We start from the raw sequence: 15,163 nt of genomic DNA, 5'->3' as shown, positions 1-15,163 counted from the left end.
CTTTAATGGGGCCACATTGAGGTCTCGCTTCGCCCCTTCGCCGACCGGCCTGCTCCACCTGGGCCACGCGTACTCCGCGTGGTTCGCCCGGGAGCATGGCGACCAGTTCCTCCTACGGATCGAGGACATTGACCCGACCCGCTGCCGACCGGAGTTCACGGACGCCATCTACGAAGACCTCGCCTGGCTAGGGTTCACCTGGGAGACACCGGCACGGGTCCAGAGCGAGCATCTTGACGACTATCGTGCGGCGCTTGGGCGGCTCCAGGAGCTTGGAACCGTCTACCGGTGCTTCTGTACCCGGCGCGACATCGCCGAAGCGGCTTCGGCCGCGCACGGCACGCCGGCCACGGGCTATCCCGGCACCTGCCGCGACCTGCCCGCCGAGGATTCGGAGCGCAGGGCGGAAGCGGGGGCCCCCTTCGCGTGGAGGCTCGATGTCGTCATGGCAACGGGCCTGACGGGAAGCCTTTCCTGGTCCGACCGTGCGACGGGGGTCCACCCGGTCGCACTGACCGCAAGCGACGACTTCGTCGTGGCCCGTCGGGAGACCCCGACCAGCTACCACCTCAGCGTAGTCGTGGACGACGCGCTGCAAGGGGTGACGCTGGTCACGCGGGGGATCGACCTCGCCGAATCCACGCCCCACCAGCGTCTGCTGCAGGCGTTGCTCGGCTGTCCAGAGCCCGAATACTGGCACCATCGTCTCCTACTCGGCCGCGATGGCCAGCGGCTGGCGAAGCGCGACAAGTCGGTCACCCTCCGCGCCCTGCGCGAGTCGCGGTTCGGCGACGACCTGGCACGGATCGCGCGGCCGGGCGCTTGGGACGCCGACCTAGAGCGGGCCCTACTCGAGATCGGTTAGCCGTCAATCGCTAGTCCCGGCGGTTAGGCCCTAACTGGACTGCCCCACAGATTGCGCCGTGACGCGCGCCAAACGTTCCTCGTTCAGGAGTCGCCACCGATCCCAAGCTATTAAACCTTCTTCGTCGGATCGAAAGATCCCGTTGATGCCGATCCTTTCCAGCAACTTACTATCTTCGGTCGCCTGCTTTTGCCAAGCCTTTAGCTTGTCCACGGTGGAATTGCCGCCGACATTCTCGTACCGCGCGTGTGCGACGGTTAACAAGATGGAGGTGACAAGGCGAAGGGCGCGAATCCCCTCGTCAGTCCGTACGACTTGGACCTCAAGACCACTGCGTTTACCTTGCGCGGTCACCATACTCTGAGTGCAAGTACCACGGCCGAATTGGAGTTGAATCTCGCTTGATTTCTCGCCGAAGACGCTTCCTGCGAGTCGTGGCTCTGCGTAATCCCGCATCAGGGCCCTCACGCTGTCCGGAGTAAGGTTATAGGCGACACGGTCTTCCAACCCGGCTAAGTGAAAAGACGCATTCAAGGTCACTCCTTCGGATGCAGTCCAGGGCCGTGTAGCAGACGTCCTCCAAGCTCGCCTGCGGACGGAACAACCAAAGGGCGCCAGCCGCAGCGAGAACGGTTAAGACCAGGTAAGGAACCCACTTCGCAGGTCTTGCCTCAATAGCAGTCGGTTTCGACAAGGCAGACCCAACCCTCCTGAAGAAGAATTTGAACCTCGTTACGTTTTTTGACGATGCACCAGGGTTCGTCAGCAATCGCGGAGTGTGTCGTGCTCAGTGCGACCGTGGCGACAATCGTCGAAACACGAAGGTTTCTCTGTTTATTCATGGAGTGTTTCCTCTGGAAGCGATGCGGTCACGATCTTGAGTTACAATTCGGGGTTTGCCCACCAGGCTGGATCTGCAAAGTTGCCCTTGGACACTTTCTTTACGAGCTGTCCGGAAAGCAGGAGTCCGATACCTCGACGAGATTCGAACGGGTTCCAGATGCTACGACCAGGTTCGTTGCACGCCATCACCAAAGTGATTGTGCCGGTTGCCGTGTTGAGAGCAAGTTCCGACCGTCTCAGGCACCGATTCTCTTTGCCCAGGTCGTGCCTTCTGGGCTGTCGCGGAGTTCGATGCCTTCCTCATTCAGCCGGTTGCGGATCGCATCGGCGCGGGCAAAGTCCTTGGCCTTCTTCGCGACGTCTCGCTCGGCCACCCAGTCGTCGATTGGGCGGCCGTCGATCTCCGGCGTGGATTGGGCGGCGGCTTCCGGGCAGCCGTTGGGATAGTCGGTGCGCACAATGCCGAGCAGGGCGTTCACCTGGTCCAGGAAAGTCCTTGCCGCCTGTCCTTGCTCCGAGGTCAGCGAGGCCTCCCTCAAGATGACGCGGGTGCCTTCCAAGGCCTTGGCGATGGCGACGGAGGTGTTGAGGTCGTTGGCCATGGCGTCGAGGGCCTCGTTGTAGAGCCGCGCCAGGTCGGCTCCGAGAGCCCCCCCCTCGGCTTTGCCGGGATGGTTCGTGCCCGGCGAAACTGAGGGGGGGGTTGGGGGGGGAGATCCGGGCCGTGCGCCCGGCGCCCCCTCACCCCCTGGCCCCTCTCCCGCGGAGGGGCGAGGGGCTCCGGACGCTTCCACGCGGCGTTCGCACTCGCGAAAGCGCTCGATGTGCCCTTGGGCGTCGCGCAGCGACTGCAAGGTGAAGTTCATCGGCTTGCCATAGGGCACGCTGATCAGGGCCAGCCGCAAGGCGAGCGGGTCGTAGCCTTCCTCGACCAGGTCGCGCACGGTGTAAAAGTTGCCCCCCCTCTTGGCCATTTTCTCGCCCTCGACCTGCAAGAACCGCACGTGCATCCAGTGGTTGCTGAACGTCTTGCCGGAGTAGGCTTCGCTCTGGGCGATCTCGCATTCGTGGTGGGGGAAGGCGTTGTCCTCACCGCCGCTGTGCAGGTCGATCGTGTCTCCCAGATAAGCCCGCGCCATCGCCGAGCATTCTATGTGCCAGCCGGGGAAGCCCCATCCCCAGGGGGAATACCACTGCATCAGATGCTTGTCGTCCTTCTTCCAGAGCGCGAAATCGGCTTGACGGCGCTTGTTCCCGTCCAGCACCACGTCGCGCACGGCCTCTTGCAGCTTCTCCCGCGTGTTGCCGCTGAGCTTGCCATAGTTCGGGTCGCTCTCCACGTCAAAGTAGACGCCGGTGGGGGTCTCGTACGCGTTGCCCTTCTCGATCAGGCCGACCGTCATGAGGATCTGTTCGCGCACGTGTTGCGTGGCTTTGGGCCGGACGGTCGGCTCGGTGAGGTTCAGCCGCCGCCAGTCCTCGATGTACTTGTCGGCGTAGAACTCCGCGAGCTGCCAGACGTTGGCGAACTGCTCGCCTTCCTTTGAATGCAGCGCCTTCTCCATGCGGTCTTCCCCGCCCGCGTCCGCGACGTCGTCTTGGGTGAGGTGCCCCACGTCGGTGATGTTGCTCACCCAAGTGACGCGCCAACCCAGTGCCCGTGCCGTCCGCACCACAAGGTCTGCCGCGAGAAAGGAGCGGAAGTTGCCGATGTGGGCGTAACTGTAGACCGTCGGCCCGCAGGTATAGAACCTCAGGTGCCCCTGTTCGAGGGTTTCCAGCGGCTTGACCTGTCGGCTGAGGGAGTCATAGAGAAGGAACTCTCGGTCGGCCATTGCAGACTCTAGGGTACCGGCCCCCAAAAGGTTCCCGGTAGGCGCGGAGGGCGTCCCGGGCAGCCTCCCCTTCCGGAAGACTCAGGCCTCACGGTGCGCCTTCGTAGGAACACTCAGACTCTTTCTGCCGCCCTCTCGGGCTGTGACAGAGATACCGGGGTCCCGAGCGGAAAGGGGCTCGCGGGCGAGAATGAGAGGTTTTACGATGGCGCACGTTGGCAAATGGTTCGGCTTTGGGAGGAACGCTTCGTTCGACGCAGGGGTCCGCGCCTATGAGGCGGGCCGCTTCGAAGAGGCCGTAGAGGAGTTCCGAGCGGCGAGCGCCACCACGGACCTCGCCCTGCGCCAGCGCGCAAAGTCGTACCTGGCGGGGGCGCTGGGCCGGCTGGGGCGGCTGGCGATGGAGCGCGGCGACGTGACCGGGGCGATCCAACTCCTGGGCGACGCGGTCGCAATGCGCCCGCGCTACGCCGACTTGCACATGGCCCTCGCAATGGCCCACGAGGCCCTGGGCGAGCACGGCAAGCGGAACGAGGAAGTGGACGCGGCCCTGCGGATCAATCCCAAGTACGGCTTCGCCGTGCTCTGGCAGGCGAGCCTCATGATCGCGAGCGGGGACCACGGCAACGGGCTCGCCCGCGCGGTCCAAGCGGTCTCCCTCGACCGCCGGCTGGAGACCGACACCTTCCGAGAGGCCATTGCCATGGCAGACCGGGACGAGTGGGACGCGGCCGCCCTGAAGCTGCGACAGGTCCGCGCCGAACAGCAAGACCCCGACGCGCTCGCCATGTTGGGCGACCGGATGATGGCCCACGGCCGCTACGCGGACGCCGAGCAGGCCTACCGGACGGCGATCGAACTGCAACCGGGCTTCGCCGACCTGCACGTGCGCTATGGCCAGGCGCTGTTGGAGGTCGACCAGGTGAACCGGGCCGAAGACGAATTCCGGCAGGCGATCGCCATCAACGAGGGATATGCCGAGGCGCACGCGCTCTTGGGCGTGACCTTGCGCCGCCTGAACCGCGACGACGAAGCCCGCGAGGCATTCAAGACCGCGCTCGCCCACGACCCGAACCAGGTCATTGCGGGCGAAGAGATCAGCCGCCTCAGGCCTTAACGGGCCAGCGGCGGCGCGCTGGGCCACAATGGCTTCCGTGCGGCGGGTCCCCGTTGTCTGCGTGGTTCCCATCCTCTGGGCCCTGGAGGTGGCCGCGCCACGCCCGGATTCGCGGGTCTTGTTGCACCCGCCCATGGTGGAGCTCGGCGCGGACCCTGGGCCGGGGAAGCTCAGCTTCATGCTGCAGACGCCACCGAGGGCCACGCCGAAACTGGAAGTCAAGGTCGGGGGCGAGTGGCGCGCGACAAGAGAGTCTGAGCGTGTCCATGTGGACTTGGGCGGGGTCGCTCCCCATGACGTGCTCACGTTCGACGCGGAGGGGCTTCCTTCCCGGGCGCGCGTGCCTTACCGGGTGACGGCTGAGGGGCGGGTGCAGTTCTCGGCCCTGGCCGCGACGCCGCCAGCCCCGGGCCAGGGCTATGAAATGGCTGTCTTCGGCGATTGCGGGGGGGCCACGCCGGGCCAGGCCGCCGTGGGCTACCAAGCCTGGCTGAAGAAGCCGTCCATGACGATGATCGTCGGGGACGTCGTCTACGACCGGGGTCGGGCGAGCGAGTACGCGCGGCGATTTTTCCCGCAGTACCTGAACCAAGACCCGGGCGTGCGGCGCGGCTCTCCGCTCTTCACCGAGTGCCTTGCCGTCTCCGCCGCCGGCAACCACGACACGGGCTATCGCGACATGAACGCCTATCCCGACGGTCTCGCTTGGTTCGTCTATTGGCGGCAGCCGCCCCAGGGGCCGACCCGGACGGGCGAGAAGAACGCGCCGATCCCCGCCGGAGCAGGCGGGGCGCGCCTCATCCGCTCGGCGGGTTCCACCTATCCCCGCTCGGCCAATTTTGGATTTGACTATGGCGACTCGCACTGGACCGTGCTCGACTCGAACGTCTACGTGAACTGGAAAGACCCGCAAATGCGCGATTGGCTGGACAAAGAGCTTGCGCGGGGTGCATCGAAGGCGTGGCGCTTCGTCGCCATGCACCACCCGCCCTACCACAGCTCGCGGAAGAACGCGGGCCAGGACTGGATGCTGGCCGTTCACGACCTCTTTTTGAAGCACAAAGTCGACGTCGTCTTCTGCGGCCACGTGCACAACTATCAGCGGTCCGCGCCGATGCAGGCAGGGGGCGCCTTCGACCGCGCGTTCGACGGCAAGAAGGCGACGAAGGCGGACGGGGTCGTGTACGTCGTGCAGGGCGCCGGCGGGGCCGCGCTCTACGACCAAGACTTGGCGCAAAAGCCGGCAGCCTGGAAGCCTTACACGCTGAACTACCTGGCCGGGAACAGCTTTGGCTGGATCAAGGTCGGCAAGGGCCGGGTCGAGTTCAGCCAGATCGACGGGGCGGGCAAGGAAATCGACCGGTGGGCGCTCAGCAGGTGACTTCTCCGGAGCCCCGCGGCGATTATCGCCCGGCGCGAGGGCTCGGCTTGACCCTGAACGAGGCGCGGGCGGCGGCGGACGTCGCGTTCGAGTTCGCCGAGGAGATCGGCGTGGACACCTACGACCCGTTCGACACGAAGGGGTCGCAGTTCGTGATGTGGACGTACCGGTCCCGCACCCCCCTCCACACCCTGCTGCGCAAGGCCGTCTTCGGGCTGGAGCTCTTCGCCCCCATCGGAGTCCGCCAGCTCCTGCGCTGCGAGAAGCGTCGGAGCGCGGGAGGGGTGGCGCGGTTCTCCCAGGCCCACTTAGCCCGCTACGCCCTCACGCGCGAGAGCCGGCATTTGGACGCCGCGCGGGGGTTGCTCCAGTGGCTCGCCCAAAACCCGGGGACGGCGGGCGTCGGCAAGGGCTGGGGACTGCCCTTCGAGTGGCAGGCCTTCGTGGTCGTTCCCGCGGGCACCGCCATCGGGCACACGACGATGGCGGTCGCGAACGCCCTCCTGGATTTCCACGACGCGACCGGAGAGGCGTGGGCAAAGGCCGAGGCGGAAGAGGCGTGCCGCTTCTTGACCGAAGGCCTGAACCAGACGGAGCGCCCGTCCGGGTCGGTCGCACTGAGCTATACGCCGCTGGATTGGTCGCAGGTGATGAACACCAACGCCGAGATCGCGGCGCTGTTGCTCCGGAACGGGGATCCGGCCCACTTCGACCTGGCCCAGCGCCTGACCCAGTTCGTGCTGGAGACCCAGAACGAGGGCGGCAGCTGGTTCTACTCGGCCCCAGACGCGGGCGAGGGGCGGCAGGTGATAGACCACTACCACACGGGCATGATCCTCACCGCATTGCTGGAAACGGTCGGGACGCTCGACGACCAGAACGTCGTGCGGGCGCTCAACCTCGGCCTTTCTTTCCACCTGGGGTTCCACTTCGAAAAGGACGGGTGCCCGAAGATGCGTCCGCACACGCGCTGGCCGATCGACGCCTACAGCGCGGGAGAAAGCGTCCTCACTCTGGTCCGCGCCGTGCGCTCGCCGTGGGTCGAGGCAAAGTTGCGGGCGCGGGCCGTGGATACGCTGCACCGTCTTGTAGGCTACATCGTGCGGGATATGATGTACGGTGACGGGGGCTTTATCTACCGCCGGTGGCCGTTGAACGCAATGCGGATTGATTCGATGCGCTGGGCTCAGGCTTTGCTGTGCCAGGGGCTCGCGGAGTACTGCCTGGCGCGTGGGGCGGACGCGCTGGCCCCTGCCCCATGAAGCGCCTGGCTCGACTGAAGGACCTCGTCGCCGGCGACTCTGACCGGGGCGCGTTCGTGCGCGGGACCGCGTGGCTGGCGGGGGGCACGGCAGCCGCGCAAGCGGTGGTGGTCCTGACCGGCCCCGTCATCTCGCGCCTTTTCGACCAAGCGGACGTGGCCGCGCTCGCGACCTTTGCGACCTTGCTCTCCTTCCTCGCCCCGATCGCGTGCTTGCGCTATGAGTCCGCCCTCAGCCTTCCCGAGGACGAGCAGCACGCGTCCGAACTGCTGGTCGTCTGCCTGGTCTCGACCCTACTCGTTTCACTGGCCGCATTCGTCGCCGTGATGCTCTCGCGAGACTTGCTCGCCGCCGCGTTCAAACAGCCGGGCCTCGTCCGGCTGCTCCCGTTCGTCCCTTTGAGCCTTGCCGGGGTCGGCGTCTACCAGGCGTTCAACTATTGGGCAGTTCGGCACCGGCTCTACCAAGTCACGGCGCGCACGAAGCTCAGCCAGGGCCTCACCGGCACGGCCGCCCAGATCGTTGCGGGCGTCCTGAACTGGGGCGGGCCCGGCCTGGTCTTTGGCGAGGTCCTCGGGCGGGTGGCGGGCAGCGGCACCATCGCGACCCTCGCTTGGAAGCGGTCGGGGGAGAAGATCCGGTCGGTGACGCGGGAGGGCGCGCTGGCAATGGCCCGCCGCTATTCCTCCTTCCCCAAGTTCGGCGGCCCTGCCGCCTTGATCCATACGGCGACGACCGCGATCCCCCTGTTGCTGACGGTGGTCTATACGCCGCAGGTCTGGGGGGCGTATTTCTTCGGCATCCGTTTCGTGTGGGCGCCTGTCTCGCTCGTGGGCCAGGCGATGGCGCAGGTCTTCGTCGGGGAGGCCAGCCGATTGTCGCGCGAGGACCCGGCCCGGTTGCGGGCGGCGTTCCGCTCGATCGTCCGGCGCCTGATGGTGCTCGGCAGCGTGCCCTTCGCGATCTTGACGTTCGCAGGCGGCCCGCTGGTCGCGCTGGTCTTCGGCGAACCATGGCGCACGGCCGGCGAGTACGTCCAGGTGCAAGCGCCCTCCTGGTTCGCCATGTTTGTGGTGGGGCCGGTGCTCCCCGCCCTCGCAATCCTCGAGCGGCAAAGGTGGCAGCTCTGGATAGACGGGGCGGGCCTTGCCGTGATGGCGGCCGGGCTTTGGATGGCGCGGACTTACGGTTGGCCTGCGCTGTTCTCGGTGGGCTTCTATTCGGTCGCGATCACGCTCATGTACGGCGCGTTGCTCTATGCGTGCCGCCAGGCCATCTCGCGGCACCAGCCTAACGCGGCAGAAGGTCGCGATAGAGGTTGAGGAGCACTTGCTCCTGGGTCGCCCAATTGAACTTCTCCGCCACCGCGCGGCGGCCGTTTTGACCAAGGCTCTCGGCGAAGCCCGGGTCGTCGACGAGCCGTTGCACGGCCTCCGCCACCTTGGTCGGGTCAAGGGGATCGACAGGGACGCCGACTGGCTCGCCACCTTCGGGTGTCAGCAGTTCGCGCCAATAGGGGAAGTCAGATCCGATCACCGGGAGCCCGGCTGACATGTATTCGAAGAGCTTGTTCGGCTGGGATTCGACGTGGTTCCGCATGGGATGGAAGAGGACGAGCCCGGTGCGGGCGCGCGCCATGGCGGCGGCGACCGCGGGCCGGTCTTGCCAGCCGAGGGCTTCCACGTTCCGCCAGCCCGGCTCCTGGCGGAGCTCGGCTTCGAGCGCGGCGGGCGTGAAGGGGCCGACCAAGATCAGGCGCACGTCCCTTGTCTGGTCCATCGCGCGCACCATTTCTCTCGCTCCACGCGCTGCTGAGACGCCGCCTACGAAGACCACGGCGCGCTCGCGGTCCGCGAAAGGCGCCTCGATCGGGGCCTCGAGCTCCCCCGCCAGCGGATAGTTCTGGACGAGCACGGTGCGGAGGTTGGTGAAGGCGCGGCCGATCTTCGGGGTCGCCGCGACGATCGCGTCCAGCTTGCGATCGGCCTGTCGTTCCAGCCGTGCCACGTTGGCGGAGACGAACCGGCGAAGGGGTGCGGGGATGTATGCACGGTCGAGGATCGATTCGGCGTGGCTCTCGTGGACGTCGTAGACGACCGTCTTGCCCTGCGCCTTGAGGGCGAGGCCGACGGGGATCAACTCTGGGTCGTGGAAATGGTAAAGGTCGGCCCCCACGCCCAGGGCTTGGTAGAGCGCCTGCTTGCGGGAGGAGAGCCAACGCTCGATGCGGTGGCGCGCCTTTGGCAGCGCTTCGATCCGGACCCCGTCCACGGTCTCGTTCTGAGTGTGCGGGGCAAGGAGCACGACGTCATAGCCTGCCTTCGCCAGGCCGCGGGCCATCTTCTGGAAGATGCGCACGTCGAAGGGCTGGTGGACGGTGGTGATGTGGCAGACCCTCTTCACGCGGGCACCGCCTTCGTCTGAGGGAGCGGGTCGAGCTCGCCGCGCTTGGGCGGCATGACGTAAAGCAGCGCGAGGCCCGCGAGGACGCCATGGGAAAGGATCGACGTGTCGAGCGCGACGTCGCTCCACTTCATCGCCATGAAGGCGACGAGGAACGCGGCCACGAGGAACCCGCGGTTTACGGCGAGAGAGTCGACGAGGCGCAAGATGGCGGCAAGGACGATCGTCGCCACGACCATGCCCGGGTATCCGAAATCGCCGAAAGCGGCCGCGAAGACGTTGGCGTTCGAGTTTGTCTCGACATTGTTGAAATACTGGAGCCCGATGAGCCGGGGGGTGGCGAGCTCGTACTGCCTGCCGACCAAAGGCGCGAGGATGCCGTCGCCGAGGAGCGTGAGCGGGTTCTTGCTGAAGAAATCCCAGTAGTAGGCGCTCAGAAGCCCCTTCACCTGAAAGAGCCGCCACGTGGTGAGCACGGGGATGACCACGAGGTTCGTCTTCTGCCAGAGAAGGACGGCCGACGCCACGCCTGCAAACGAGGTCCCCGCGAGGACGAGGCCAAAGGAGCGCCGGAAGTACGTCATGATCGGGTACAGCAGGACAAGGAACAAGGGGATCGCGGCCGAGGTCTTGCTCCCCTCTACCGAGAACACCACGACACCCGCGAAGATGGAGGCGCCGATCAGGAACGTGTTGCGGCGCACCATCCCGAGCGCGAACGCGAAAGGCTGGAGGGCGCTCGCCAGGTTGCCTTTCAGATAAGCCATGAAGGACTGCTGGCTGATGACCTCGCGCGCCGCGTGGCGCCTTGCGTAAAGGGTCTGAAAGCTCAGATCGAGGGCGAACCCGACGCTGGACCAGGTTACGACCGACAGCATGACGACCAACCCCGCGAGGACGTACTCAAACTCGGTGGGGTGGACGGCTGGCCTCCGAAAACGCCACCGCTTGAGGCGCAAGGCCGCGCACAGCCCGAAGAAACAGAGCAGCATCGCGCCGAGGAACACGGCCAGGTCCGCCGGGTCGCGGTCCAGCACGTGGTACGGGATCCACATGACCGGCGCGATCACCGTGAGGTAAAGGATCCAGATGCCCACCTCGGAGGGCCTGCGCAGGCGGATCGGCAGCCAGAGGGGTGGGGCCAGCGCCATCGCCCATCCCAAGAGCGGATAGGGCATCGGAGGCGGGTTGTAGACAAGCCCGAGGAAGCTGAAGAGACGAGAGTCCATGACCTCGTACGACCACTGGAGGGACCAGACGAACCCGGCGCAAAGCGCGACGAGAAAAAGCCGCTTAGAGATCTCCTGGGGTAAGGGCCACCTCGCCATGCCGGGCCGCGTCATCGTACCAGGCACCGTGCTCTGCTAAACTCCGCCATCGTGCTAAGAGTACTGACGGTCGTCGGAGCGCGGCCGCAGTTCATAAAGGCGGCTGCGGTCTCCCGCGCGTTCGCCAAAGCGACCGGGGTCGAAGAATCGATCCTGCACACCGGGCAGCATTACGACGATGCGATGTCCGAGCAATTCTTCCGCGAGCTCAAGATCCCGACCCCCTGCTGGAACCTGGGCGTAGGCAGTTCGAGCCACGGCGCCCAAACGGGGCGCATGCTTGAGCAGATCGAGGCCGTGCTCCTGGAGGCGAGGCCGGACTGGGTGCTGGTCTATGGCGACACGAACTCGACCTTGGCGGGCGCGCTCGCCTCGGTCAAGCTCCACATCCCGGTCGCCCATGTGGAAGCGGGCCTGCGCTCCTTCAACCGGCGCATGCCGGAGGAGATCAACCGCGTCCTGACCGACCACGCGGCCGACCTGCTCTTCGCCCCGACCGAGACCGCGGTGAAAAACCTGGCCGATGAGGGCCTCACGGGCGAGAAGGTGGTGAATTGCGGCGACGTGATGTACGACGTTGCCCTTGCATCGCGCGAGGACGCGGCCCGCATGGGCGACGCGCTGCACCGGTTCGGCGTCAAGCCGGGCGGTTTCGTGCTCGCCACGGTCCACCGGGCCGAGAACACGGACGACCCCGAACGCCTGCGGAATCTGGTGCACGGCTTCGCCATCGTCGCCCGCCAATTGCCGGTGGTGATGCCGCTACATCCTCGCACGCGCGCTTCGGCCGAAGCCAGCGGTCTGGACCTTGGCGCACACGCGGGCGTCGTCGTGACCGAGCCCGTCGGCTATATCGAAATGGCCGCGCTCGAAAGCGAGGCGGCGGTGGTCGCGACCGATTCCGGCGGGGTCCAGAAGGAGGCGTATTTCCACGGGCGCCCTTGCGTCACCTTGCGGGACGAGACGGAGTGGGTCGAGCTCGTGCAGATGGGATGGAACACCCTGTGCCCGCCGAATTCTCCCGCGGCGGTCGCGGAGGCCGTGCTCGGGGCCATTGGCCGCAAAGGCGCGGAGGGCACACCCTACGGCGAGGGTCGCGCGTCTGAACTTATCGTCGAAGGGTTGTTGGCGCGCTCCGCGACGTCCGGCTCGGTTTGACTCCCTGATGCGAGTTTGGATCGTCAACCAATATGCGGTGCCGCCGGACCAACCCGGTGGGCTGCGCCCCTTTGCCCTGGCGAAAGAACTGGCCCTCTCGGGCCACGACGTGACCCTCGTCCTCGGCAGCTTCAACCACTGGACCCGAAGGGAATCCCGCTTGAAAGAGGGCCAGGACGAGCTCGAAGAGTTCATCGACGGCGTCCGGTTCGTCTGGATCCGGGTCCCGCCTTACCCGGGCTCGACCGTGCGGCGCTTCTTCAGCATGGTCGCGTTCGCGCGGCGCGTCGCGACCTCGGCCATCCTCGCGAACTTGGAGCCGCCCGACGCTGTGGTCGGCTCGAACCCGCACCTCTTCGCCGCGCTCGCCGCGGAGCGGCAAGCAGAGCGCAACGGAGCCGGTTTCGTCTTCGAAGTCCGCGATATCTGGCCGCAATCGCTGATCGACTACGGCCGTCTCTCCCCGAGCCATCCGGCCATCCTCGTGATGTCGGCCATCGAGCGGCACCTGGTGCGGCGCGCAGGCGCGGTCTTGACCCTGCTCCCCGATTCCAAGAAGTACTTCGTCGAAAAGGGCGCCGACCCCGATGGCGTGATGTGGCTGCCGAACGGCGTCTACCTGCCCGACCTTCCGCCCGTTCGGGAGCTCCCTCAGCGCGATGAGTTCACCGTCGTCTTCGCAGGCATCCATGGGGTCGCGAACGGCCTTGATACCGTGCTCGACGCGGCCCAGATCCTGACCGAGGCGGGGATGGCGAACCGGATCCGGTTCCGCTTCGTCGGAGACGGCGGCGAGAAGGACCGGCTCGTTAAGCGAGCCACCGAGATGGGGTTGACGAACGTCGAGTTCCGTCCGTCGGTGCCAAAGGCCAAGGTGTCGGACGAGATCGCCGAGGCCGACGCGGGCCTGATGATCCTGAAGTCGTCCCCGGTGTTTCGCTGGGGCGTGAGCCCGAACAAGCTGTTCGACTACTTCGGCGCCGGCCGCCCGGTGGTCTATTCGGTGGAAGCCTCGAACAACCCTGTGCGTGACGCGGAGGCCGGAATCACGGTCGTTCCGGAGGACGCCCGCTCGCTGGCGGAGGGCGTCCTGAGACTGAGCGAGGCGCCATTCGAAGAGCGCAGGCAGATGGGCCTCAACGGTCGGCGCTACGTAGAAGAGCACCACGACCTGGCGAAGCTCGGGCGGGTGCTGGAAGCGGCCGTGAAGCGCGCGGCGGAGAGGGCGCAGTGACCCGGCTCGAATCGCTTGCCGAACTTACGTACTACCGGGGGCGGGTGGGCCTCGCCGCGATCTTGAAGGCGCTCGACATCGGGCCGGGCGACCGGGTCGCGACCCAAGCCTTCACCTGTCTGGCCGTGCCGGAAGGCATCATGGCCACCGGCGCGGTCCCGGTCTGGATCGATACCGAGCCTGGCGGGGTGAACATGGACGCCGAAGACCTCGCCCGGAGACTCCCCGGAGTGAAAGCGGTCGTCGTCCAACACACCTTCGGCATTCCTGCCCGGGTTCCCGCGATCGCCGCAGTCATGGGCGGCCTGCCCCTCATCGAAGATTGCTGCCACACGTTTGCCTCCCGTCTGGAAGGCCGCACGGTCGGAGACTTCGGGGTGGCCTCGTTCTATTCGTTCGAATGGGGCAAGCCGCTCGTCGCGGGGATCGGCGGCGCGGTCACGACTGACGATGCGGACCTTCGCGCGAAGTTGACGCAGCACCATAAGACCTTGAAGGAGGCGTCTCTCAAGTCGCTGCTGAAGATCCAGCTCCAGTACTTCGCGTTCGAGGCGCTCTACCGACCGTCCTCGTACTGGAAGGTCCGTCGCGCGTTCCAAAAGCTGGCGCGGGCGGGCGCGGCCGAAGGAAACTACAACCCGACCGGCGAGGTGGCGGAGGACTTCTCCCTCCGTATGGCGGGGTCGCTCCGCAGGCGGCTCTTGGGCAAGATCCGTGAGGCGGGCGAGGTCTTGGTCCACAGCAACCACGTCGCCGGCCGCTACCGGGCGGAGATTCAGTCCGGCGCGGTCGGGCAGGTGTGCCTCCCGGAGCAAAGCGAGATCGCGTTCGCCCGCTATCCGTTGCTCGCGAAGGACAAAGAAGCGCTGCTCGCCAAGGCTGAGGAGGCGAAGGTCGAGGTGGCCGATTGGTACAAGACGCCGATCCACCCGGCCGGCCCGGAGTCGTGGCCTGCGGTCCACTATGAGGCCGGTTCCTGCCCGCGCGCGGAAGAACTCTCGCGGCAGATCGTGTCGCTGCCCGTGAACAAGAAGACCACCGACCGAGACATCGACGCCGTCGTTCGCCTGCTCAATTCGCTATGACTTCGACCGACTTGCTGCTGGTACGGCTGGACGGCTCTGAGAACGAGGAGACCTTCTTGCAGCTCGCGGAGATCCACCGCGAGGCCATCCACGAGGGCTTCTTGAGCACGCTGGGCGACCGCTTTCTCGTCACCCTGTACCGGTCCCTCTCGGCTTCCGCGAGTTCGTTCGTCGTTGCGGCCACTTCGGGGGGCCAGGTGGCCGGGTTCATCGCGGGGGCGATCGACACGGGCGCGGTCTATAGGGAGTTCGCGCGTCGGGCGGGCCCTTCCGCGATCGTCGCGCTGGCGCCAAAGCTGCTGTCCCCTCAGCGGATGAAGCGCGTGGTCGAGACCCTCCTCTACCCCAGCAAGAAGCAGTCCGACGACCTGCCGGAACCGGAGATCCTCAACTTCTGCGTGCGCGCAAGCGCGCAGGGCACGGGCGTCGGCGGGCGGCTCTTCGAAGAACTGTGCGCGGAGTTCCGGAGGCGCGACGTCACGAAGATCCGCATCGTCACGGGCGAATCGCAAGTCTCTGCCCAGCGGTTCTATGAAAAGCGAGGCGCGATCCTGGCTCGCACGATCGAGGTCCACAAGGGCACCCCGAGCCGGGTCTACGTCTTCGGCCTGGATTAGGCCCGTGAATTGGGAGAGACGCCGACGCGGCGGCT

At 66.4% G+C, this 15,163-nt stretch carries 13 protein-coding genes; 9 read left to right on the top strand and 4 right to left on the bottom strand.

All coding sequences use genetic code 11. The annotated features are described in order from the left end of the window. Positions 1–16: 16 nt before the first annotated feature. The gene (gene gluQRS, locus KF733_01210) at positions 17–865 is read left to right on the top strand and encodes a tRNA glutamyl-Q(34) synthetase GluQRS (protein QYK56103.1); all 849 of its coding nucleotides are present in this window, start codon (positions 17–19) and stop codon (positions 863–865) included. 30 nt (positions 866–895) lie between these two features. Here the strand turns inward: gluQRS and KF733_01205 are convergent, their stop codons facing one another. Both KF733_01205 and cysS read right to left on the bottom strand, forming a co-directional pair. Beyond that, positions 896–1,222 (bottom strand): hypothetical protein, encoded by a 327-nt coding sequence (locus KF733_01205; GenBank protein ID QYK56102.1) that lies wholly within the window; start codon positions 1,220–1,222, stop codon positions 896–898. A 722-nt stretch (positions 1,223–1,944) separates the two neighbouring features. Then, the gene (gene cysS / locus KF733_01200) at positions 1,945–3,543 is read right to left on the bottom strand and encodes a cysteine--tRNA ligase (GenBank protein QYK56101.1); all 1,599 of its coding nucleotides are present in this window, start codon (positions 3,541–3,543) and stop codon (positions 1,945–1,947) included. 205 nt (positions 3,544–3,748) lie between these two features. Here cysS and KF733_01195 point away from each other — a divergent pair, with 205 nt between their 5' ends. From KF733_01195 to KF733_01180, 4 genes are read left to right on the top strand one after another with little or no spacing between them, the layout of a single operon-like run. Beyond that, on the top strand, positions 3,749–4,660 hold the full coding sequence (locus tag KF733_01195; GenBank protein ID QYK56100.1) for a tetratricopeptide repeat protein: 912 nt from the start codon (positions 3,749–3,751) through the stop codon (positions 4,658–4,660). Between the two features lie 37 nt (positions 4,661–4,697). Then, on the top strand, positions 4,698–6,041 hold the full coding sequence (locus KF733_01190) for a metallophosphoesterase (protein QYK56099.1): 1,344 nt from the start codon (positions 4,698–4,700) through the stop codon (positions 6,039–6,041). After that, on the top strand, positions 6,023–7,303 hold the full coding sequence (locus KF733_01185) for a hypothetical protein (protein ID QYK56098.1): 1,281 nt from the start codon (positions 6,023–6,025) through the stop codon (positions 7,301–7,303). Before KF733_01190 ends, KF733_01185 begins: the two co-directional genes overlap by 19 nt. Continuing rightward, entirely contained in the window at positions 7,300–8,625 is a 1,326-nt protein-coding gene (locus tag KF733_01180; protein QYK56097.1) for an oligosaccharide flippase family protein, read from the top strand. The genes KF733_01185 and KF733_01180 overlap by 4 nt, the downstream gene beginning before the upstream one ends. Here the strand turns inward: KF733_01180 and KF733_01175 are convergent. Both KF733_01175 and KF733_01170 read right to left on the bottom strand, forming a co-directional pair. Beyond that, complete coding sequence (locus tag KF733_01175) at positions 8,594–9,706, bottom strand: glycosyltransferase (GenBank protein QYK56096.1); 1,113 nt, start codon at positions 9,704–9,706, stop codon at positions 8,594–8,596. The genes KF733_01180 and KF733_01175 overlap by 32 nt on opposite strands. After that, positions 9,703–11,034: a hypothetical protein gene (locus KF733_01170; protein QYK56095.1), complete on the bottom strand. Its 1,332-nt coding sequence runs from the start codon at positions 11,032–11,034 to the stop codon at positions 9,703–9,705. The genes KF733_01175 and KF733_01170 overlap by 4 nt, the downstream gene beginning before the upstream one ends. A 48-nt stretch (positions 11,035–11,082) precedes the next feature. Here KF733_01170 and wecB point away from each other — a divergent pair, with 48 nt between their 5' ends. Genes wecB through KF733_01150 form a run of 4 tightly spaced genes read left to right on the top strand, consistent with a single transcriptional unit; the run spans position 11,083 to position 15,128 of the window. Continuing rightward, positions 11,083–12,192, top strand: a complete 1,110-nt coding sequence (gene wecB / locus KF733_01165; protein QYK57148.1) for a UDP-N-acetylglucosamine 2-epimerase (non-hydrolyzing) — start codon at positions 11,083–11,085, stop codon at positions 12,190–12,192. 7 nt (positions 12,193–12,199) lie between these two features. Then, a complete protein-coding gene (locus KF733_01160) occupies positions 12,200–13,426 on the top strand; it encodes a glycosyltransferase family 4 protein (protein ID QYK56094.1) in 1,227 nt (408 codons plus the stop codon). Continuing rightward, positions 13,423–14,511 carry a DegT/DnrJ/EryC1/StrS family aminotransferase gene (locus KF733_01155; GenBank protein QYK56093.1) on the top strand — a complete coding sequence of 363 codons (1,089 nt, stop codon included), beginning with the start codon at positions 13,423–13,425 and terminating at the stop codon, positions 14,509–14,511. Before KF733_01160 ends, KF733_01155 begins: the two co-directional genes overlap by 4 nt. Further along, positions 14,508–15,128, top strand: a complete 621-nt coding sequence (locus KF733_01150; protein QYK56092.1) for a GNAT family N-acetyltransferase — start codon at positions 14,508–14,510, stop codon at positions 15,126–15,128. Before KF733_01155 ends, KF733_01150 begins: the two co-directional genes overlap by 4 nt. Positions 15,129–15,163: the final 35 nt, after the last annotated feature.

Source organism: Fimbriimonadaceae bacterium, assembly GCA_019454125.1.
Classification (GTDB): Bacteria; Armatimonadota; Fimbriimonadia; order Fimbriimonadales; family Fimbriimonadaceae; genus JALHNM01.
Note: the sequence above shows the minus strand (reverse complement) of the source record. Positions and strands in the feature narration are given on the sequence as shown.

Excerpts from the sequence above, each read along its gene's own strand:
- KF733_01205 (QYK56102.1), bottom strand. The coding sequence starts at position 1,222 with ATGGTGACCGCGCAAGGTAAACGCAGTGGTCTTGAGGTCCAAGTCGTA.
- KF733_01150 (QYK56092.1), top strand. The coding sequence starts at position 14,508 with ATGACTTCGACCGACTTGCTGCTGGTACGGCTGGACGGCTCTGAGAAC.
- KF733_01195 (QYK56100.1), top strand. The coding sequence starts at position 3,749 with ATGGCGCACGTTGGCAAATGGTTCGGCTTTGGGAGGAACGCTTCGTTC.
- KF733_01160 (QYK56094.1), top strand. The coding sequence starts at position 12,200 with ATGCGAGTTTGGATCGTCAACCAATATGCGGTGCCGCCGGACCAACCC.
- KF733_01180 (QYK56097.1), top strand. The coding sequence starts at position 7,300 with ATGAAGCGCCTGGCTCGACTGAAGGACCTCGTCGCCGGCGACTCTGAC.
- KF733_01170 (QYK56095.1), bottom strand. The coding sequence starts at position 11,034 with ATGGCGAGGTGGCCCTTACCCCAGGAGATCTCTAAGCGGCTTTTTCTC.
- cysS (QYK56101.1), bottom strand. The coding sequence starts at position 3,543 with ATGGCCGACCGAGAGTTCCTTCTCTATGACTCCCTCAGCCGACAGGTC.